Origin of the sequence: Sinorhizobium meliloti, assembly GCF_017876815.1 — a bacterium.
GTDB classification, from domain to species: domain Bacteria; phylum Pseudomonadota; class Alphaproteobacteria; order Rhizobiales; family Rhizobiaceae; genus Sinorhizobium; species Sinorhizobium meliloti.
The window spans coordinates 935,530-955,446 of the sequence record NZ_JAGIOS010000003.1 but is presented as its reverse complement, the minus strand read 5'-3'; the positions used below and the strand labels follow the sequence as shown (position 1 = coordinate 955,446).

Sequence of the window (19,917 nt, the reverse complement as noted above, 5' to 3'; positions counted from 1 at the left end):
ACACACATTTTGGCAACAAAATAGGCCAATTATGTACGCAATAATTTGGGAGAATGAGATGGCAGATTCCTTGCTGATCGAAAACGGCTTGGTTCTCACCCTTGACGCTGGCGGGCGCGTGCTGGAGCGAGGCTTCGTGCTGGTCGAAAACGGGTGGATCGCCGCGATCAGTCTCGAGGCGCCGGCAGTTGGCCTAAACGTGCCACGTATCGATGCCGCCGGTATGGTGGTGATGCCCGGGCTCATCGATACCCATGCCCATGCCGGACACACGCTGACCAAGGGGCTGGGCAATAGATCGGACGACTGGATGGCAACGACCGGCCGGATCTACGCCGAAGCGACGGATCCGGAATTTTGGGCGGCCGAAGCTGCGCTGTCGGCGCTGGAGCGTATCAAGTGTGGCACCACCACCGCCGCCCTTCTGTTCGGCGGCGGGCCGGACATCATGCGCACCGAAGGACCGGATGCAGCCGAGGCTCATCTCACCGCTATTACGGAGATGGGCGTGCGCGAGATTCTCGCGGTCGGTCCCAACCGTCCTTCTGCCAAAAGTGTGTACAGGCTCTACGAGGGCGACTCCTATCAGGAGGTCGCGGTTTGCACCGCCACCCAAATTGCGGTCAGCGCCGCACTTATCGACCGTTGGGCCGGCCGCGACGACCGGGTGCAGCTCGCCGTCTCGCTTCCCGTCTTCAATGCGAGCGAACTTGAAGACCCCGCCGTGCGCACACTTTCGCTGAAGGCCCGCGATCTGGCTCGGGAAAAGGGCGTGCTGCTGGTGCAGGACGGCCACCGCGACGGCTCGATTGCCGCCAACGATGCCAGCCTCGCGCTTTTCGACGACCGTTCGCTCCTCGCCCATTGCATCGACCTCACCGAGGAAGACCGAGCCGTGCTAAAGCGCACCGGCGCCAAGGTGGCGCACAATCCGAGCGCACTGATGTCCGTTTCCGGCCGCTGCCCTGCACCGGAATTGATGCAGGACGGCGTCACCGTCTCGCTGGGCACCGATGCCGCCGCGCCCGACCGCTCCTTCGATATGTTTCGCAACATGTTCCAGGCGCATCGCTATCACGCCCGCCATTTCCGCGACGACGCCGTGCTCCCGCCCCTCCAGCTTCTCGAAATGGCGACGATCGCGGGCGCCCGGGCACTCTGCATGGACGATGAGATCGGCTCGCTGGAAGTCGGCAAGCGCGCCGATATCCTGCTGATCAACATGCGCCAGCCGCATCTGTGGCCGCCGGTCGATCCGGTGCAACGTCTCGCGCGCTTCGCCAACGGCGCGGATGTCGACACGACCATCGTTGGCGGCCGTGTGTTGATGCGCGGGCGTAAACTGGTCGACGCCGATGAGGGCGCGATCCTCGACCGGGCAGAAAAGGCCTTCCGTCGCGCGATGGCGCGCCAGACTCGTCTGACCGCCGAAAGGAGAATGCCATGACACACGACCTTCTCATCCGGAACGCACGTCCGTTCGGCAAGGATCCCGTCGATCTCGTCATCCGCAGCGGCCGTTTCGGCGCGCCCGGCGGTGACCGGCCGTCGGAGGAAATCGACGCTGCCGGATACATCGCGCTGCCCGGTCTCGTCGAAGCGCATACCCATCTCGACAAGACGCTGATCGGCATGGACTGGTTCGAGAACCGCATCGCCCCGAACCGCAACGACCGCATTCTGGCGGATCGCAAGGCCAAACGCGACCTTGGTATCGACGCGCGCCGGCAATCCGCTCGCCAGATATTTCAGACCCTGGAACACGGCGTCCTGGCCATTCGTAGCCACGTCGACGTCGACACCGAGATCGGCCTTGCCAATATCGAGGGCGTGCTGGAGACGCGTGAGGCTCTCCGCGACCTGGCCGATGTGCAGATCGTCGCCTTCCCACAAAGCGGCATGCTCGCATGCGAGGGCACGCTTGAACTTATGGATGCGGCGATGAAGGCCGGTGCCGACATCGTCGGCGGCATCGATCCCGCCACGATCGATCGCGATCCGGTGCGCCACCTCGATGCCATGTTCGCGCTGGCTGAGCGCCATGCCAAACCTATAGACATTCACCTGCACGAACTCGGCGAGCTTGGCGCATTCTGTCTCGAGCTTATCGTGGAGCGCGCCCGCGCTCATGCGATGCAGGGCAAGGTAATGATCAGTCATGGCTATTGCCTCGGCATGCTGGACACAGCTCGCCAGCGGGCGGTGATCGAGGAGCTGGCGGCGGAACGCATTGCGGTGATGACCGTTGGTAGTCCGTCGGCGCCGGCGCTCCCCTTGCGTCTTATGCGGCAGTGCGGCCTCGTCGTCGCGTCCGGCTCGGACGGCATCCAGGGGACCTGGGAGCCATGGGGCAACGGTGACATGCTCGAGCGCGCAAGATTTTTGGCACAACGTAATGGCATGACGAACGATGCTGATCTGGAGGAGACGGCGCGCGTCTGTACCTTTGGCGGCGCGGAAGCCATTAATCTTACCGGCTACGGATTTGCCGATGGCGATTTCGGCGACCTGGTCCTGGTGCAAGGGCGTACGTTGGCGGAAGCGGTGGCGCTGACGCCGCAGAAGCGTACGGTGATCCGCCGCGGTCGCATCCTCGTTCGCACAGGTACTCTCGCCCGAGATCTGCCCCATGTCGCATGAGGATGGTCTTCGAATGGCGGGCGCGACGCTACTTACTGCCCGCTGGGTCGCCGGACATCGTGACGGGCGCCATGTCCTCTACGAAAACGGCGAGGTCGTCTTCGAGAACGATCGCATTCTGTTTGTCGGTCACGGCTATGACGGACCGACCGCTCGTAGGTTCGATTTCGGTATGGCACTGATTGGGCCTGGCTTCATCGATCTCGACGCTCTATCCGACATCGATACAGGCGTTCTTGGCCTCGACCATCAGCCCGGCTGGAAAAAAGGGCGCGTTTGGCCGCGCGACTATGTCGAGGAGGGGCCCGTGGAAATGCTAACGCCCGAGGAGCTTGCATTTCAGAAACGCTACGCCTTTGCCCACTTAATTCGGAACGGCATCACCACGGCGCTGCCAATCGCCTCTCTTTTCTACCGCGCTTGGAACGAAACGCCCGAGGAATTCGCCTCCGCCGCGGAAAGCGCTGCGGACCTAGGCCTGCGCGTGTATCTCGGTCCGGCGTTCCGCGCTGGCCATTCGGTCATTGAAGCCGACGGCACGCTCACAGTCGAGGTCGACGCGGCTCGGGGACGCGCCGGCTTGGACGCGGCAATTGCCTTCTGCGCCGCTCACGACAACACCCATGGGGGGTTGGTGCGCGCCATGCTGGCCCCGGATCGCGTTGAGTACTGGACCGCGGACTTGTTGAAACGGACGGCTGGTGTCGCGCGCGACCTCGGCGTGCCAGTTCGCCTTCACTGCTGTCAATCTACTTTCGAGGTGGAAACGATTCGCGGTCGCTTCGGAACGGGCTCGGCTGAATGGCTACATAACATCGGCTTCCTGTCCGAGCGGGCACTGCTCCCGCACGGCACGCATACCGACCGTGAAGGTCTCCGCATCATTGCTGACTCGGGTGCCACAGTGGTGCATTGCCCTTTGGTGATGGCGCGCCACGGTGCCGCATTGAACCACTTCGGCGATCTGCGGCGAGCGGGCTTGCGTCTCGGCATGGGAACCGACACCTGGCCGCCGGACATGATCCTTAATATGCAGATCGGGCTCATGCTAGGCCGGGTAATGGGTGGAGAGCTCGACAGCCCCAGCTCGGCCGATCTCTACGATGTAGCGACATTGGGCGGAGCTGATGCGCTAGGCCGCCCAGATCTCGGCCGCCTGCAGGCCGGCGCCGCGGCCGACATCGTGGTCATCGATCTCGCCGCTCACCATCTCGGCCACGTGAGGGACCCCATCGCTGGCCTAGTGGCGTCGGCGAACGGGAGCGACGTCCGCACCGTCTTCATCGCCGGGCGTCGTGTCATGTCAGAAGGTACAATTCCCGGTTTTGATTTCGCCGAAGCCCATGCGCGTGCCGGAGCCCAGTTCGAGAGACTGGTGGCCCAGTATCCGCGCCGTACATGGCGACACCCTGCGGTTCAATCGATCTTCCCTCCCAGCTATGAAGTGACAAGAACGTGAGTTCATCCAATTTTGAGCGCAAACGGCCGGTTGCGCGCGACAGAAAAGGTAACCCGTCAATCGACGCGATGACCACTTTCCAAGGTACAGCTATGTGCGACCTCTTTGTCCGCAATGCCACGGTCGTTACTGAGGAGCGCACGTTCGACGGTGGGATCAGTGTGTCGAACGGCCGAATCGATGAGTTGGTGGTAGGCCAACGGGACATCGCCGCCCGGCAGATTATCGACGCCAGCGGTCTGCTGTTGCTTCCCGGACTGGTCGACGCCCATGTGCATTTTTCCGAGCCCGGACGCGGTCATTGGGAGGGCTTCGAGACCGGAAGCCGAGCGGCCGCTGCGGGTGGCATCACGACCTTTGTGGAAATGCCACTGAACGCCCAGCCGGCCACTATCGACGCCGCTGCACTCGTCATGAAGAAGGCAGCCGCCAAACAAAGCCATATCGACTATGCCCTCTGGGGAGGACTGGTCGACGACAACCTGGATGACCTTGCTGATCTCAGGCGTGGTGGGGTGGTCGGCTTCAAGGCGTTCATGGTCACAGCAACTGATTTCGCCCGTTCGGATGCCCGCATCCTCGGGGAAGGAATGAGGCGTATTGCCAACCTTGGCTCCTTCGTTGCCGTGCATGCTGAAGACGAAGCTATGACGCTGAGCCTAACCGCCGGCTTGCGGGCAAAGGGGCGCCGAGATCCGGACGCTTGGGGCGAGGCCCGGCCGATAGAAGCCGAACTCGCGGCCATAGATGAAGCGATAGCGCTGGCCGGTGCAACGGGAGCAAGGCTCCACATCGTGCACGTCTCCTGCGCTGCGGGAGTCGACCGGATTAGTCGTGCAAAGAGCAAGGGGATCAATGTTACCGCTGAAACATGCCCCCATTATCTCGTCTTCGACAGTGAGGATCTAGTTCGCCTTGGACCAGTCGCCAAATGTGCGCCGCCGTTGCGCCGGGCCGATGAGAAGGAGGCTCTTTGGGAGCGGGTTCTGGCAGGTGAGATTGACGTCATCGCCTCAGACCATTCACCTTGCCTATTGGAGGAGAAGACGGTCGGCGAGAAGGATATCTTTGCTGCTTGGGGCGGCATTTCCGGTCTCCAATCCAGCTTACCCGCCATGCTGACGGAAGGGGTGTGCAAGCGCAACCTAAGCCTCGTCGAACTCGTGCGCATGATGGCTGCGGCGCCGGCCCGGCTGTTCGGTTTCGATGACCAAAAGGGCAACCTGGTTCCCGGCGCGGACGCAGACTTCGTCCTCATCGACCTAGAGGAGAACTTCATTTTAAAGGCGGACGACTTGTTCTATCGAAATCGGCACAGCGCTTATATCGGAACACGGTTCTCCGGGGCGGTGAAGAAAACTGTCAGTCGTGGCCAGATTATCTATGATGATGGACGTATTGTTGGCCCCGTTGGTCATGGCAGATGCCTCTTGAGTTCAGATCTTCCGCCAGAACAATTTCCGGAAATGGGTCCGTAACCCACTTCCGCGATGATTAACGATGGTGCGGGCAGGGTCGTCAGTTGTTGTCGGGCAATCCTCTCAGCCTTCACCCGCGTTGCAGCCGCGACAAATAGGCCTCGACGTCGAACACGCAGCATCAGCCGCCGTGGTCGAGCTGTTGCAAGGCACGTCCATGTTCTTGGCCAAAAAAATCGCATAATGTATCATCGGGAAACGCGAGCTGCCTTTTCTTCGTAGGGAGAAGGTGGCGGTCCGGACATGATGATACAACATACCAGATAAGAGCCCATGGAGCTTCGAGTTGGCGGTGCCAAGCCGTCGGGCAACAGTCCGGCGGCTTGCAAGGGCTTCAGCGATCCGCTGGACAGTCACGGCGTTCCTGGCCGGTCGAAGCAGTATCTGATACATTCTGCCTTTCCGGGAACAATCGGGGGTGTTGCCATGGCCTATGTTGATTGGGGGATCAAGGGCCCCAAGATAGCATCGTGCAGTTGCGATTACGGCTGCCCGTGCGAATTCAACGGCAAGCCGACCGAGGGCCTGTGCGAAGGTCTTGAATGCATGCTTATCGAAGAGGGATGGTTCGGCGATCTGCGGCTCGATGGGCTCAAGGTTGCTGCCGTCTATCGCTGGCCTGGACCCGTGCATGAGGGCGGCGGCGTCGTACGCGGGTTCTTCGATGCCAATGCGAACCAGGCGCAGATCGATGCCCTGTTCACCATACTCGGCGGCAAGGAACAGGAGCCGACAACCGTCTTCAATATTTATGGCTCCACCATCGCCCAAGAGCTCGAGCCGATTTTCGCCCCGATCGAGTTTCACAGCGACATAGAGAAACGCACCGGCGGCTTTCGCATAGACGGCCATCTCGAACTCGAACTCGAGCCGATCAGGAATCCCGTGACCGGCGCCCCCCATCGCGCCCGCATCGTCCTGCCGGAAGGCTTCGAGTTCCGCCAGGCGGAGATCGCAAGCGGTACGTTTAATGCCAACGGCGAAATCGCAATGGGGCGGCAGAAGCGCTACGGTGCACTTTGGCGCGCCGCCTATGGGCCGTACGGCATCATCGAAGAGTGAGCAAGGGCACGCTGCAACGCACCGAAATCGGATCGCCCGTCTCGGGCGCGACGATGTCTATCGCTTACTGCGCGCTGGAGGCTTACGACGGTCGTGAGAACGATGAGTATCGGTTTTGGTTCGGCCTTTTCCTGAAGCTTGCAAAGCGCGAGCACGTCGGCTGGGCGTAAGTACCAATGAGCCTCACGACCGCTTTCATCGCCGAACTAATCAGAGCCGCAAACGAAACGGACAAGCTCAGTCCGTACGAGATAAGCCGGCTGCTTGACCGTTCGATTGACACGATCCGCGACATGCGCAGACAGACGGGCATCGCAGGCAGCCACCGCTCCCGGGACGTTGTGATCGATCTCCAAGTCGCCTCGGCACGCGCCCGCGGCCTATCTGCGGCGGAGATCAGAGACGTCCTCTTGGACGCGGCCGACATCATCAGAACGTTGAAGATCGTGCTGGATGGGAAGGAATGACGCCGGCGTTCGACCCGCCTGATGCCACTTTACGCTCAGCGTCAATGAAGGGCACGTCCGTTGACCGCGAATTGCGGAGAATGCTTGGGGTGAAACAGAGCCGCCGGCAAAGATCCTAGGGCAGGGACAGATACTCTGATGGATCCAAAGATGACCGGGAAACCCGGGAAGTGGTCGCCGGCACGGCGCGCTTAGGACGCTATTGTCGCACCCGAAGGGTACGGCTTCAGCATCACCATAACTCAAGTACTGTCGCGTCATCCTCTCTCGGCCTGATGCCTTTGAAGGAAGCGTGCCGCAGCTTCCCGTCATCGGTCCAGGCGGGATATTCAACCTCAGCGACTAGCACGGGCTCGACGACCGCGTCGCCCTTGCGCTGTCCCGTACCTAACCAGCTCCGTCTGCACCAACGTCTATGTACCGCCCGATCGACCGAAGGTGCGCCACGATCTCCAACCTGAGGAAGTCACGGTCGCCGTAGTTATCTTCGATCTTGTCCAGCTTACGGCGTACCTTTTCATATTCGTCGGGTGACAGGTCTGCGTCTCCGAGGACGTATTTGTCGTGGCCGACCGCGCAGATGTCGCAGCCCGTCTCGACGATCTCATCGACGAAGGCGGGAATGTCGCTCACCTTCATCAGCTTACGCTTGGTACTCTGCGCCATAGAGTTGCTCCCGTTCGCGGAATCGCGCCCAGAACAGGCAGCCGCCGCCTCGTCGGTAAACTCGCAAAAAATAACCACGCAAGCCCAGGTTCGTTCCCTCAAACCGCAGATCCTCGGCCCTTTCGGGGACGCTGCTTTTGCATTTGCTTTTACCGGCCTAACTCAGCTCGAAAGCCCCCACATCATCGTCCCGGATCGCCGCTGGCTACGTCACCATGGGTCGGTGCGCCAGCACTACGCCTATCCCGGAAAGTTCAACGGCTACGCCTGACGCGCCGAAGCCTCTCTACCCTTCAACGACTTCGCTGATCTGCACGATGGGGGCGATGTCCGTATAGTTGGCGACGTCCGCGGCGATCTCCGAGCGGTGGGGACCCAACGCCTCCTGAAAGGACATTCATCTGGCGATGCGGCCGCCATCTTGGAATGTTGCGGCAAATCGATGCCCGTTATCTCGACCGAGCCGGAGGAAATCGAACTATGGCTGAAGGCCGACTGGAAGTACCCCAGAACGCTGCAAAGGGCCCTATCCGGCCGAGCGCATGACACTTCCTCCAAGAGCGAAGTCGCGAAAGCCTCTTCTTACCAGGTGCCTTGGATCAGGTGCATTATTTTATCCGAGGTACCTCTGCTCAGGCGGCGGACCTTTGGGCCATGAGGAGTTAGCGCGATGTTGAGGCACTACGAACAGGCAAATACGATTTTGCCTGATGGCATCAAATTACTGGATGAAGTTTTCACCGAAATTCTCACGGACAAAGGGCTTCCCCGCGACTGCGAAGCTGCTGCACGGATCGCAACAGCACTATTTTCCATCTACCTGTCCGGCGTGCGTGAGCGGGACCGATTGCGCCAGATGGTGGAGGTTGGCTGAACAAGAACTCTCGATTTGGCCATCAAGCTGAGCCCAACGGTGGTCTGGCATCGAGCAGCTGAGAAACTGTCGCCACTAAATGTTCTAAGCGGAACGGCTTCTCGAGCATGAGACTGTTCGAGACACCCTGTGACTGCCAGTCAAGCGAGCCATGTCCACTGATATAAACGATGGGCATATCCGCATCGTTCTCTCGCGCTACGCGCGCGACCTCCCAGCCGTCAGGGAACGAACCGAACCGAATATCAGTCACCACTCCTGCTATTTCGGAATCTGCAGAGTTTAGGAGTTCTATCGCCCTCAGGCCGCTGGTTACCGCTAGAACGAGGAACCCGGCATCTGCGAGCGCGCCTTCTAACTCGATCAGGAGCAGTGCTTCGTCGTCCGCAAGCAATATAGTAGCCGATTCCATGCCAGATCCTCGCGCGATGCTATCTCGCCGAACGCTGCGAGGCGCAAACAGTTCCCCCTTTGTTTGCTTGGTAAGATGGATCTACATGCCCATGCACCCGCAACGTGTAAGCGAGTTCGGCGTGAATTAGGAATAATCATCGTGGCCGATACGCTCAAAATGAAGAAGCTGATCTGGGCGCCGAAAACAAATAGGGAACATACCAGCCTTTACCGCGATATCAACTGTTCGACCGATCAGGACCCACGTGCCCCGCGAAACTACGGGCCGCCGCCGGCGTTGTCATCTGTGAACATCGACGATCGGGAGGCAGACACCGCCTCGTATCACTGGAAGGGTCCGCGACACCAATGGCTGACAATCTTTCGAAATACCGTGCCAAGCGCGATTTCAAGAAGACCAGAGAACCAAGCGGCGAGGCTCAGGTCAAGCAGTCGAACCGCCGGCGGTTCGTGATCCAGAAGCACGACGCCACCCGGCTTCACTATGATCTGCGGCTTGAACTGGACGGGGTGTTCAAGAGCTGGGCGTTGACCAAGGGCCCATCGCTCGATCCTAGTGACAAGCGACTGGCCGTCGAAGTCGAAGATCACCCGCTCGACTATGGCGACTTCGAAGGCACGATTCCAAAGGGCCAGTATGGCGGCGGCACGGTCATGCTATGGGACCGCGGCTATTGGGAGCCAGAAGGTAGGAAGTCGCCTGAAGAGGCCCTGAAGAAGGGCGACTTCAAGTTCACGCTTCATGGCAAGCGGCTGCATGGCAGCTTCGTCCTGGTGCGGATGCGCAACGATCGCGATGGCGGCAAGCGGACCAACTGGCTGCTCATCAAACATCGTGACGATTACTCCGTTGACGAGAACGGCGCGGCAATCCTGGAGGAGAACGCGACTTCCATCGCCTCCGCCCGCAGCATGGAGCAGATCGCCGAGGGCACGGGCCGCAAGCCGCGACCGTTCATGATGGCGAACGCGGATGTCGAGGCAGATGCCGTCTGGGACAGCAAGCATGGCTTGGCAGCGGAAGAGCGCAAGAAGGGGTCTCGCAGGGATCTCGCGACCTCCACGGCAGCCGACCTGCCGGATTTTATCGAGCCGCAGCTCTGCGAGACGCTTGCGCGGCCGCCGGCCAGCGACGACTGGCTGCATGAGATCAAGTTCGACGGTTATCGGATCCAGATGCGGGTTGCCGACGGTAAGGTGACGCTGAAGACGCGCAAGGGTCTCGACTGGACCGCGAAATATCCAGAGATCGCCGATGCTGCGTCCGAATTGCCCGATTGCATCATTGATGGCGAAATCTGCGCCCTCGACGACAATGGCGCGCCCGATTTCGCAGCACTCCAGGCCGCGCTCTCGGAAGGCAAGACCGGCAACCTTGTCTACTTCGCCTTCGACCTGCTGTTTGATGGCGGCGAGGACTTGCGGTCGATGCGATTGGTCGAGCGGAAGAAGCGGCTCGGAGACTTCCTCGCGGCCGGGAGCGACGATCCGCGTATCCGCTACGTCGATCACTTCGAATCCGGCGGTGACGCGGTGCTTCGCTCCGCCTGCAAGCTGTCGCTCGAAGGTATCGTCTCCAAGCAGATGGATGCGCCCTACCAATCGGGCCGCACCGACACCTGGGCGAAGTCGAAATGCCGGGCTGGTCATGAGGTGGTGATCGGTGGCTATGCTACGACCAACGGCAAGTTTCGATCTCTCCTGGTCGGCGTTCACCGCGGCGATCACTTCGTCTATGTCGGCCGGGTCGGCACGGGCTTCGGCGCCGCGAAGGTCGAGCGGTTCTTTCCCAAGCTGAAGGCGTTGGAAGCATCGAAGTCACCCTTCACCGGCATCGGTGCGCCGAAAAAGGAGAAGGAAGTCACCTGGCTGAAACCGGAGCTCGTTGCCGAGATCGAGTTCGCCGGCTGGACGGCCGACGGCCTAGTTCGTAAGGCAGCCTTCAAAGGCCTGCGCGAGGACAAGCCGGCGAAAGAGGTCCAGGCCGAGAAGCCGTCACCGCCCGCCAAGACCGACACGCCCGAGCCTGGGCCGTCCGTCAAGACCAGACCGGTGCGGCGCAAGGGCGCCAAGGCCGAGGTCATGGGCGTCCTCATCTCCAGTCCCGACAAGCCACTCTGGCCGGACGCCGGCGATGGCGAACCCGTGACCAAGGAAGATCTCGTCCGCTACCATGAAGCCGTCGGAACCTGGCTCATCGATCACATCAAGGGCCGGCCCTGCTCGATCATTCGAGCGCCCGACGGCATTGGCGGCGAGCAGTTCTTCCAGCGCCATGCGATGCCAGGCACCTCCAATCTGCTCAAACTGGTGAAAGTCTTCGGGGACAAGAAGCCCTACCTTCAGATCGATCGGATCGAAGGGCTCGCGGCGATCGCCCAGATCGGCGGAATCGAACTACATCCGTGGAACTGCGAACCCGGCAAGCCGGAAGTGCCCGGCCGTCTGGTGTTCGATCTCGATCCTGGTCCCGACGTGCCGTTTGCGACAGTGGTCGCGGCCGCGCGGGAAATGCGTGACCGGCTCGACGAGCTCGGCCTCGTCAGTTTCTGCAAGACCACCGGCGGGAAGGGATTGCATGTCGTCACGCCATTCGCTGTGAATAAGCGCAAGCCTTTGTCATGGGCCGAGGCTAAGGGATTCGCGCATGACGTTTGCGAGCAAATGGCGCGCGATAATCCCGATCTTTATCTCATCAAGATGAGCAAGAGCCTCAGGGGCGGAAGGATCTTCCTCGATTATCTCCGCAACGACCGCATGGCGACCGCCGTGGCGCCACTGTCGCCGCGCGCACGGCCCGGCGCCACAGTCTCGATGCCGCTCAACTGGACGCAGGTGAAGTCCGATCTCTACCCGAAGCGGTTTACCGTCCGCACCGTGCCGGCGCTGCTTGCGAAAACCACTGCCTGGCAAGACTATTGTGATGGCGAGCGGCCGCTCGAACAGGCGATCAAGCGCCTCGGAAAATCAAGACGGGCTGCGTGAGCACCAGGGGTGCTGGCTCGGACCATGGCCGATGGACGAAGAAACGAAAGACCAATCTTCCACCTCCACCCGTGTGGGTGCGACAACCGACCTGCCGCATGACCGCATCACGCTCGCGCGGTTTCGGGAGGCGTTCCCGCGGGCGCGCTGGAGCGACAGACTGAATGCCTGGTTCGTGCCGGGTCGCACTGCCGAGAAGCGCATCAGCCGCTGGCTGGCCGAGATGGAAGCGGAGGCCGATAGATTCGCTGATGAGAAGGGCAGGGACGCATTCGCCTTCGATCCGATCGAAAGTCGCTATCTCGAGGCGACGCCCGCCACGTTACAGATCCAGACGCCCTATTCACGCACGGTCGTCAACGAGATCCGGGAAATTCCGCACGCACGCTGGGACGCCGATCGCCGGCTATGGACCGTTCCTTACCGCTCGTTCGATGAACTGCGGAGGCGATGGCCCACGATCGAGGCGGCGGCCGAGCGCAGTGAGCCGGAAGCACGCCGGGCCCGGCGCGAGGCGATCAAGGGGACGCAACAAGACGAGGCATCCAAGGCGAGGATGAGGGAGCGCCGTCGGAAACGCTATCCCGTTCCTGCCGATGATGCTCCGCCCTCCGACCGCGCCATCGGCACGCATGTCGGCGTGGTCTTCTTCCTCGGCACCGACGGCGAGCTGGCCGATCCGGCGACAGTCACCGCGTTCTACTTCCGCGCCGCAAATAGCGAGGAATATGTCTGGGCGTCGTGGCGATTGGGTTCCCTGGAAGAACTGGTGACGACCTGGCCTGCCCGAACGCCGCCGAACGAGCACGAGCTCGAACGGGGCTGGTGGATACCTGATCTGGGGGAACTGCGGATCGCGCGGCGCGACGCCCAGTCCAGGCGTCGGGCCAGAGAGCGCAAGGAGAAGGGAGAATGCTCCCGGTGAAAGACCAGCAGACAGCGCTTGAGGAGTTCCGAAGCCTGCCGCCCATCGCGCCGCGCGAACTGGTCGGGCTGTGGAAAGGACACGGCATCCCGACGGGGCATCCATTCGACGGTGTGCTCGAAAATCTCAGCTGGTTCGGCAAACGGTTCACGCCCGACATGCGCGTCGATGCCTTGCTGTTTCGATCGGGGGACCGGAGGCTGGTTGCCATTGATCCGAAGTGGATCCCGCTTCGGCTGGCGTTGCGTTTTCATGAAGTTGGCAGGATGCGCGTCGCGCGAAACCTGTTTTCCTACCTGCAACGCCGGCTGCGGGCGAAGGGTCCGGTCGCTTCCTTGAAGACAATGGTGTTTGGCGGCGTCGAGAGCGCGGCCATGGTCTATGACCACCAGCCGATCGTCGACCACTTCCGGCGGATCCATGCGGACAGGATCATGGGCGCGATGTCCATCAGGAATGACGAGCGGATCTATTTCTTCGAACTCCAGCGTGTCGACGGACCTTGAAATGCGCGCAGCCGGCCATCATCTATCGCTCACCACCCGTATCGATGATCGCCTTGCCGAGCAGCTTGTCTGCCGCGGTCGTCCGGGTCCGACAGGGCGCTCCCCGCAAGGGTCGAGCGCCCTGTTCTTTTGTCAGTCGGGTTTTCCTAAAGCTCGGTGGCGTCATACTGAGAACCATTTCCGTTCCTAAGGGTTCGCCACGTCAGGAGGTCCAAGCTATGAAGCCTGAACAATTCCTTGAACGCTGGAAATCGGAGCATATCGACAGCGGCACGCAGCAGAGCGACGCGGCGAGGCTGGTTGAGGATCTTCTCGCTGATGCGGAGAAGGAGGGCATCAGCCGCGACATGCTGGTGGACGCGGCCGGCGGCGGGCTCGTCAACTATATCGTCGGCGCTATCAAAGAGGCGGTCGAGGAGGAGCTCTGGTAGCGAGTCATTCGTGGCCGGCTCGCCACCCTGCCTTTCAGAGGGTCGCCCGTTCGCTCATGTCAAACACCGCGGCATTGTCCTGAACCTCGCGAAGGCTCTTGTAGGATGCGTGGCGCAGGCTCCCGTCATGGGCCACGAAACTCGATCTCCGCGATCAAGGTCGGCTGGGCGAACACCAGGTTCTTGCCCTTGAGCGGCACGGCCGGTTTACTTGTCTTCAGCCGGTCGAGCGTCTTGCGCAAATACTCGGCATCCTTCGTATTAAACCCGGTTCCGACGGAGCCAACGTAAATCCAGTCATGTCCTTTGCGACCGGCGAGAAGCAGGCTGCCAAGCCCTCCGCGGGCGGTCAGCGATTGCTCGTAGCCGACGATCATGAAGCTTTCGCTCTGGAGGCATTTTATCTTCAGCCAGTCGCCGGTGCGGCCGGAGCGATAGGGCCGATCCCGATGCTTGGCGATGATCCCCTCGAGGCCCATGGAGCAAGCCTTCTCGAGAAGTGCGCCATCCCCGAACACTTCCTCGGACGACTGGATCGCGCCAGTGGGGCCGTCGAGAAAGCCCTCAAGCAGATGCCGGCGCACGGAGAGTTCGGTGCCCGACAGGTCGTGGCCATCGAAATAGAGCAGGTCGAAAGCGAAAAACACCGACTCCGTCGACGAACGCTTGCCACCGCGTCCGCCGAGCGAGCGCTGCAGCGCCCCGAAATCGGACCGTCCTTCCTCATCGAGCACGACGGCCTCGCCATCGAGGATCGCGGTCCCGACACCGAGCTTGCTGGTGGCCTCGGCGATTGCCGGGAAATGATGCGTCCAGTCGTGACCGCCGCGAGTGATGATCCTGACACCTTTCGGCTCGATATGGATTGCCAGGCGATAGCCGTCCCACTTCACCTCGAACACCCAATCCGGGCCTTTCGGCGGGACCGGCTTCAGGAGCGCCAGGCACGGCTCGATGCGCTCGGGCATCGGGTCGAACGGAAGATTGGGTTGTGCCGGATCGCGCGGCCGGGCCGGTTTGGACTTGGCGACGGAATCGTCCTGCAGCAAAGGTTTGGCACGACGGCTCATTTGGTCGCCCGTTTCTCAGCCGCGACTGATTTCCGCAAGGCATCCATGATGCTGACAACATTGCTCGGCGACGACGAAGGTGCTGTCTTGCCCTGGGCCTTCTGCGGCTTCAACGCCTTCTTCTTGGCTGCGATGATTTCGAGCAGCCGCTCCTGGACCGGGTCGGGGACCATTTTCGGGGTCCAGTCCTTGGTCTGCTTTTTGATCAACTGCTGGACGAGCGGCATCATCTCGGAATCGGCCCGTTCATCGCCGATCGCCTCGAAATAGCTGTCTTCATCGCGAACTTCGTCTCCGTAGCGCAGCGTCCACAGAACGATACCCTTACCACGTGGCTCGAGCATGACGGCACGCTCGCGGCGTGAGATCACTAGCCGGGATATGCCGACCATGTTCTGCGCCTCCATCGCGTCGCGGATCACGGAAAATGCCTCCTGTCCGACAGGATCGTTGGGCGAGAGATAATAGGGTGTGTCGAGCCAGATCCACTCTATGCTATCGCGCGGCGTGAATGTGGAGATGTCGATCGTCTTGGTCCTTTCGAGAGCAACGTTCTCAAGCTCCTCGTCTTCGAGAATAACGTATTCGTGCTCCCCTCGCTGATAGCCCTTCACCTCATCCTCTTCCTTGACCTCCTTGCCGGTCACGGAGTCGACGTAGTGGCTGACGACGCGGTTTTGGGTCTGGCGATTGAGGGTATGAAAGCGGACCTTCTCGCTTTCGGAGGTCGCCGGCATCATCTGCACCGGACAGGTGACGAGCGAGAGTTTGAGATAGCCTTTCCAATAGGAACGCAGGGCCATGGCGACCTCCGATCAACTGGCTCGCCGCGCCGGCGCCTGGGCCTGCTTTGCTTTCGCCGCGGGCTTGGCTGCCTTCTGGCGGCCGACGCCGCGGTTAGCATTGGCGGCAGTGCGCTGACCGACAAACGCTATGTCCGTCGCCAAGGAGGGCAAGTTCAAGGAGAGCGACGACGTCTCGCGGTCGCTGTCGGCCGATGCCCGCCGAGATGCGAAACACGATGCCAAGCCCGGCCAGGGTGACAAGGGCGACCGCAAACATTGAGACATGGCGAAGCTGCCGCCTACGATTACGACTATTCTGTCGTACCGACCTTATTTGCCCGCTCCTGAATGAGCGCGCATCGCTCGATCAGCTGCTCAAACGGTTCAGAATCCCCAAGCAGAAGGCCGTCGTCGACCATTTTTGCATAGTCCTCACTGAGCGCGCGGAGACCATCTCCGGACGGTGTCAGAACCAGATGACCGTCGACGGCTGCGGCGTAGTCGATCGGTGACCGGTCGGCCGCCTTTTCCGCAAAGAACATGGATTTGTGTTTAGCCACCGCATTGGCAAGCTGCCGTTCAGCAAAAGCCTTGTCGGCAAAACCGGCATCGTCCAGCCGGACGACGTCATGCCAGTGGCGCGCGAACCGATCGCCGCGGAGGCGCTCCTGCAGGCAGAAGACGTGGATCGCGGTCGCCTTCTCCCAGAATGTCCGCTCGGCATGCATGACGCGTGGGCTTGCCTTCGGGAATTCAACACCATCGACATGACCCGCGGCGTCGCAACCCACATCGCGGATGCTGGCCGGCTCACCGGTCGATCGTGCTCCGAACTCAAGCATGACGCTCGGTGCGACATAACCTGATCCGCTGCTCACGGCTTCGTAGTCGAGATAGAGCGTATCGCCCTCGATGCGGATCCGTGCGGGAAGGGATTGGCCGCGCACTGCCGCTGCAATGACCGGCTCCACCGACTCGGCCACCCAGACAGGAAGGCGCTTTCGCACTTCGCTGGTCCAGCGCTTCTCCTCGCTACGGGTTTTCGGCAGTGCCTCGTCATTGTCACCGACAAGATCGGGAGCCAAAGCCCGGATATCGTAAGTCAGATCGATGTCTTCCGAAAACCGTCGAATGGCGCCATAGGCTTTCGAGAGCGAGGTGCCACCCTTGAACACCAGGTGCTCGCCAAGTTTTGACGAGTAGAGCGTCTCGAGTGTCCAGACGACCCAGACATCCTTTTCCAGCAGATGAATGGGCCGTCCAGTGCGGGCGGCTGCGACAGCCAAGGCCTCACGCCTGTCGTCTTTTGACAGCGCCAGAAAACGATCAGCCATGCGCAGCCCTGTTCACGCTTCTTGCGAGCCACGTCGGAAACTGCGGTGCTGCGGCCACCAACTCGCCAAACTCGGCCGGCGGGAGCTTTCGCTTGATCCTCGACAGTGCCTCCTCGGCCTTTTCGGGTCCGAGCCATGCAAGCGCCCGGACCGCCACGCCCGCCGGCCGGTCGGCCAGAGCCAGCTGCCAGCGAGGCACGTGCTTGAGCTCGACACTCTGCTTTCCAAGATTCATGGTTCGGCTGCGGCCGGATGTCAGGTAGACGGAGCGGACCGGAACCTGTGTCGTCAATCCCAACGCGTTTGCCGCGGCGGCGCCACTGGAAACGATGATCTCGCCGCGCTGCTGCGCCACTGCCTCCACGGCCTGCTCGACCGTCGGCGGCCGGCTGCCAAAGCGACTTTTGACGGGCCGCATGTAGATGCCGCGACCAGCCCGGATGAGTTCTCCGCGCTCGGTCAACCGCGAAAGGGCCTGGTCGACTGCAGCACGATTTCCGAGATGCAAAAGGCTCTTGGCCGAAAGGGGAGATCCTTCCGGCATTTGTTCGGCATAGCCCAGGATCTGAGACGTCAGGTTTTGCATCGCCATTCTCCTGTCAGAAATATATGCGAGTTTCTGACAGCTTGCAACGGAAAGGCGGCGGATCAAATTGTCGGTCCGGGGAGTGACGTGATTCGGAGCCAGCCCGCGGCCAAGATGCAGTCTGGTCAAAGGCTTGCGGGCGGTCCTATCCTTCTAATGGGACCGCGCCGGCATTGGGCGCAGGGATACATGCGGGGGCAGAGACTTGATCCATTCTGTTGCGATTGCGCTGCCGTGGGGACAGAATCGGTTGGCTATTTCGCCAAACAACCGGCACAGCGGTTGCTGGTGTTTGTGCATGGCTTCGGCGGTAATGCATTGAAAACCTGAGCCGGTACGGAAGCGGCACTAGCAGCTGACTCGCGGGCCAGGACTTGCGACCTAGCCTATTTCGGCTATCGCAGCTTCAGCGCCCAGCCAGAAATGTCGGCGGGCACCCTTAGGCACTTCCTCGACGAAGCGGCCGGGGCTAACGCCGAGTGGAACGCGCTTGCCAGCCGTGCGCTCGGTGGATCGGTTGTCCGCGAGTATGACGAAAGTAACAGTGATCGCCCATTCACTTGGAGCGCCTGTATCACGCCGAGCGCTGCTAGATGCAATCCGCAACCAGGCGTCCTGGGCGGGCAAGACACGGCTGCAGCTCTTTGCACCCGCGCACATGGGAGCCTATCTTAACAAAGTGCGCAAGGAACTCGGGATAGCCTCGCGTCTGATCGCATCGCTGACCGCCCTGACCAAATTCGGCGTTCTCTCGCTCGACGGGCTGGAGCCGGGCAGCCCCTTTCTCACCCAGTTGATGGAGGATTCCAGCAAAGAACTCGCGAACGGTTGGGATGCGCAGGTCAAAGCGCGGCAGGTGTTTTTGGGGATGGGGAAAATGTGGTCATGGTGCAGCGCTTCCTGGAGGATCCTCCGCACACCGTCTGGCCCGGGATGGACATTGCTCCGTCCGCCGTTGCGATAAAACTGCCCCGGCTATCGCGAGCTACCTGGCATGACAGAGATCTGCCTGACCCGAAATGCAACCAGTCTGCTGCGCGATGTCGAGCATGCCTATGCAGTGGGCGAAAAGGTCGCGGGGCTAAAGCCGGTGTTCAGCCAAGGCGCTATCGATCCGTTTAGAGTGTTCCGTTCGCACAGGGTTATCGCGAACGACATTGTAGAGGGGGAGGACGTGGTTTGGCGGGAGCAACTTGACCTCCTGCTTGGAGCGCTGTCAGCGCTCCATATCGGCGGACTGCAGGCCGAGGGCGCGGAGATCTGGCGCGATCCTGAGGGCCAGTTCGTCTGGGAGTTGCTGTGCCATCCTGCCGTGATCGCCTACTATGAACGGCACTACCCGTTCGCGCCGCCGCTGTTGTTACGTGCCGCAGGAGACAGGCGGCTACCCGATACCTATCGTTCGCAGTGGCAGGCTGAGCTGGAGCAGGAAGGCTTCGACGCGGCCTATCGCCAATTCCTCCACCTTAACGCTCGCTTCATTTCCAACGATGTGATTGGATACTTCATCGAATTGCTCGACGATTTCTATGTGTTCGACACCCATATCGATGAATTCCGTCGGGTGCTTGAACAGCCTGCACGGCTTGGAGGTTGGCTGACGAGGCCCGATCGCTGGCAACTGCTCGAGGGGATGGCATCGTTCTACGAGTTTGCGCTCGATCTCGACCAATACCTCGCCGCGCTGGAGTTTCCTATGCTGCGCGGGCACGTTTGGCTGCATTTCGCCTACTGGTTCGGCAATGGCGGCGCGCGGATGGAGGAGGTGGCACTGTGGCTTCAGAATGCCGTGGCCCACGCCGCAGAAGATGAATCCATCGACGGTGCCGAGCTAGGTGAGGCCTTGGCCCGCCTGCGCGCTCCGCAGCGCTACCCGTTAGTGCTGATCGAGCAAACCGCTGAGGTGCTCGGTCCCTGGCTTGAATCGAGCGGAGTGGGCGAGCAATTGAGCGCCGGCTCTCGATCGCTTTGAAGCGCAGCGGCAGCCTGTTCGGTCCTCCCAAAAGTGCTCTTCGATCGCCTCTTAACCAGGCGGGATAGAAGTGGTACTTCGTCCGTCGCCGCGACATTTCGACCGATTTTGCCCTCAAAGCCGCAGCTCGCGCGCACAGATTGATCCGTCGAAAGCCAGCATTCCCGTCAGTTCGTCATTGTAGTCGGTTTGCCGCACCCGCGGATGAACTGCTGCCGATTCCGATGAAGCCGCCCCTTTGTTCCGAGATGATTGCGCCCCCG

General features: G+C 61.2%; 20 protein-coding genes and 3 pseudogenes. 15 read left to right on the top strand and 8 right to left on the bottom strand.

What is annotated here, in order from left to right; all coding sequences use genetic code 11:
• Positions 1-58 precede the first annotated feature (58 nt).
• The 7 genes from JOH52_RS31075 (at position 59) to JOH52_RS31045 (ending at position 7,106) form a co-directional block, all read left to right on the top strand.
• Complete coding sequence (locus tag JOH52_RS31075; RefSeq protein WP_014531983.1) at positions 59-1,447, top strand: amidohydrolase family protein; 1,389 nt, start codon at positions 59-61, stop codon at positions 1,445-1,447.
• A complete protein-coding gene (locus tag JOH52_RS31070; protein ID WP_014531982.1) occupies positions 1,444-2,640 on the top strand; it encodes an amidohydrolase in 1,197 nt (398 codons plus the stop codon). Before JOH52_RS31075 ends, JOH52_RS31070 begins: the two co-directional genes overlap by 4 nt.
• Positions 2,641-2,653: 13 nt before the next feature.
• Entirely contained in the window at positions 2,654-4,099 is a 1,446-nt protein-coding gene (locus tag JOH52_RS31065; protein ID WP_014531981.1) for an amidohydrolase family protein, read from the top strand.
• Complete coding sequence (allB, locus tag JOH52_RS31060) at positions 4,096-5,577, top strand: allantoinase AllB (protein WP_227692166.1); 1,482 nt, start codon at positions 4,096-4,098, stop codon at positions 5,575-5,577. The genes JOH52_RS31065 and allB overlap by 4 nt, the downstream gene beginning before the upstream one ends.
• A 273-nt stretch (positions 5,578-5,850) precedes the next feature.
• Entirely contained in the window at positions 5,851-6,639 is a 789-nt protein-coding gene (locus JOH52_RS31055) for a DUF1326 domain-containing protein (RefSeq protein ID WP_014989742.1), read from the top strand.
• Positions 6,636-6,809 carry a hypothetical protein gene (locus JOH52_RS31050; protein ID WP_014531977.1) on the top strand — a complete coding sequence of 58 codons (174 nt, stop codon included), beginning with the start codon at positions 6,636-6,638 and terminating at the stop codon, positions 6,807-6,809. The genes JOH52_RS31055 and JOH52_RS31050 overlap by 4 nt, the downstream gene beginning before the upstream one ends.
• A 6-nt stretch (positions 6,810-6,815) precedes the next feature.
• Entirely contained in the window at positions 6,816-7,106 is a 291-nt protein-coding gene (locus tag JOH52_RS31045; protein WP_014531976.1) for a hypothetical protein, read from the top strand.
• 232 nt (positions 7,107-7,338) lie between these two features.
• Here JOH52_RS31045 and JOH52_RS31040 read toward each other — a convergent pair.
• The 3 genes and pseudogenes from JOH52_RS31040 to JOH52_RS31030 all read right to left on the bottom strand — a co-directional run.
• Positions 7,339-7,485: pseudogene (locus JOH52_RS31040) on the bottom strand (ATP dependent DNA ligase); the annotation flags it as partial.
• Positions 7,486-7,493: 8 nt separating this feature from the next.
• Entirely contained in the window at positions 7,494-7,772 is a 279-nt protein-coding gene (locus JOH52_RS31035) for a hypothetical protein (RefSeq protein WP_014531975.1), read from the bottom strand.
• Between the two features lie 286 nt (positions 7,773-8,058).
• Positions 8,059-8,166: pseudogene (locus JOH52_RS31030) on the bottom strand (EthD family reductase); the annotation flags it as partial.
• A 276-nt stretch (positions 8,167-8,442) separates the two neighbouring features.
• On the opposite strand from JOH52_RS31030, the gene JOH52_RS31025 reads away from it, so the two are divergent.
• Positions 8,443-8,646: a hypothetical protein gene (locus JOH52_RS31025; RefSeq protein ID WP_014531973.1), complete on the top strand. Its 204-nt coding sequence runs from the start codon at positions 8,443-8,445 to the stop codon at positions 8,644-8,646.
• A 22-nt stretch (positions 8,647-8,668) separates the two neighbouring features.
• Here JOH52_RS31025 and JOH52_RS31020 read toward each other — a convergent pair whose 3' ends face one another.
• Complete coding sequence (locus JOH52_RS31020) at positions 8,669-9,058, bottom strand: response regulator (protein WP_003526842.1); 390 nt, start codon at positions 9,056-9,058, stop codon at positions 8,669-8,671.
• A 350-nt stretch (positions 9,059-9,408) separates the two neighbouring features.
• On the opposite strand from JOH52_RS31020, the gene ligD (JOH52_RS31015) reads away from it, so the two are divergent.
• The 4 genes from ligD (JOH52_RS31015) to JOH52_RS31000 all read left to right on the top strand — a co-directional run bounded on the left by ligD (JOH52_RS31015) (position 9,409) and on the right by JOH52_RS31000 (position 13,907).
• Entirely contained in the window at positions 9,409-12,045 is a 2,637-nt protein-coding gene (ligD, locus tag JOH52_RS31015; protein ID WP_014531972.1) for a DNA ligase D, read from the top strand.
• A 31-nt stretch (positions 12,046-12,076) separates the two neighbouring features.
• Positions 12,077-12,970 (top strand): hypothetical protein, encoded by an 894-nt coding sequence (locus tag JOH52_RS31010; protein ID WP_017265962.1) that lies wholly within the window; start codon positions 12,077-12,079, stop codon positions 12,968-12,970.
• On the top strand, positions 12,958-13,476 hold the full coding sequence (locus tag JOH52_RS31005; RefSeq protein WP_014531970.1) for a DUF4334 domain-containing protein: 519 nt from the start codon (positions 12,958-12,960) through the stop codon (positions 13,474-13,476). The genes JOH52_RS31010 and JOH52_RS31005 overlap by 13 nt, the downstream gene beginning before the upstream one ends.
• Positions 13,477-13,694: 218 nt before the next feature.
• Positions 13,695-13,907 carry a DUF768 domain-containing protein gene (locus tag JOH52_RS31000; protein ID WP_014531969.1) on the top strand — a complete coding sequence of 71 codons (213 nt, stop codon included), beginning with the start codon at positions 13,695-13,697 and terminating at the stop codon, positions 13,905-13,907.
• Positions 13,908-13,941: 34 nt separating this feature from the next.
• On the opposite strand, the pseudogene ligD (JOH52_RS30995) reads toward JOH52_RS31000, so the two are convergent.
• Both ligD (JOH52_RS30995) and ku read right to left on the bottom strand, forming a co-directional pair.
• Positions 13,942-14,977: pseudogene (gene ligD, locus JOH52_RS30995) on the bottom strand (non-homologous end-joining DNA ligase).
• Positions 14,974-15,780, bottom strand: coding sequence for a non-homologous end joining protein Ku (gene ku, locus JOH52_RS30990; protein ID WP_014531966.1), 807 nt, complete (start codon positions 15,778-15,780; stop codon positions 14,974-14,976). The pseudogene ligD (JOH52_RS30995) and the gene ku overlap by 4 nt, the downstream one beginning before the upstream one ends.
• A gap of 130 nt (positions 15,781-15,910) precedes the next feature.
• Here ku and JOH52_RS36045 point away from each other — a divergent pair, with 130 nt between their 5' ends.
• Positions 15,911-16,042 carry a hypothetical protein gene (locus tag JOH52_RS36045; protein ID WP_014531965.1) on the top strand — a complete coding sequence of 44 codons (132 nt, stop codon included), beginning with the start codon at positions 15,911-15,913 and terminating at the stop codon, positions 16,040-16,042.
• Positions 16,043-16,073: 31 nt separating this feature from the next.
• On the opposite strand, the gene JOH52_RS30985 is transcribed toward JOH52_RS36045, so the two are convergent.
• Together JOH52_RS30985 and JOH52_RS30980 are read right to left on the bottom strand one after the other, a co-directional pair.
• Positions 16,074-17,096: a nucleotidyl transferase AbiEii/AbiGii toxin family protein gene (locus tag JOH52_RS30985; RefSeq protein WP_014531964.1), complete on the bottom strand. Its 1,023-nt coding sequence runs from the start codon at positions 17,094-17,096 to the stop codon at positions 16,074-16,076.
• Complete coding sequence (locus tag JOH52_RS30980; protein WP_014531963.1) at positions 17,089-17,682, bottom strand: DUF6088 family protein; 594 nt, start codon at positions 17,680-17,682, stop codon at positions 17,089-17,091. Before JOH52_RS30980 ends, JOH52_RS30985 begins: the two co-directional genes overlap by 8 nt.
• A gap of 529 nt (positions 17,683-18,211) precedes the next feature.
• Here JOH52_RS30980 and JOH52_RS30975 point away from each other — a divergent pair.
• Together JOH52_RS30975 and JOH52_RS30970 are read left to right on the top strand one after the other, a co-directional pair.
• Positions 18,212-18,646, top strand: coding sequence for a hypothetical protein (locus JOH52_RS30975; protein WP_014531962.1), 435 nt, complete (start codon positions 18,212-18,214; stop codon positions 18,644-18,646).
• A gap of 30 nt (positions 18,647-18,676) precedes the next feature.
• Complete coding sequence (locus tag JOH52_RS30970; protein ID WP_014531961.1) at positions 18,677-19,654, top strand: hypothetical protein; 978 nt, start codon at positions 18,677-18,679, stop codon at positions 19,652-19,654.
• Positions 19,655-19,917: the final 263 nt, after the last annotated feature.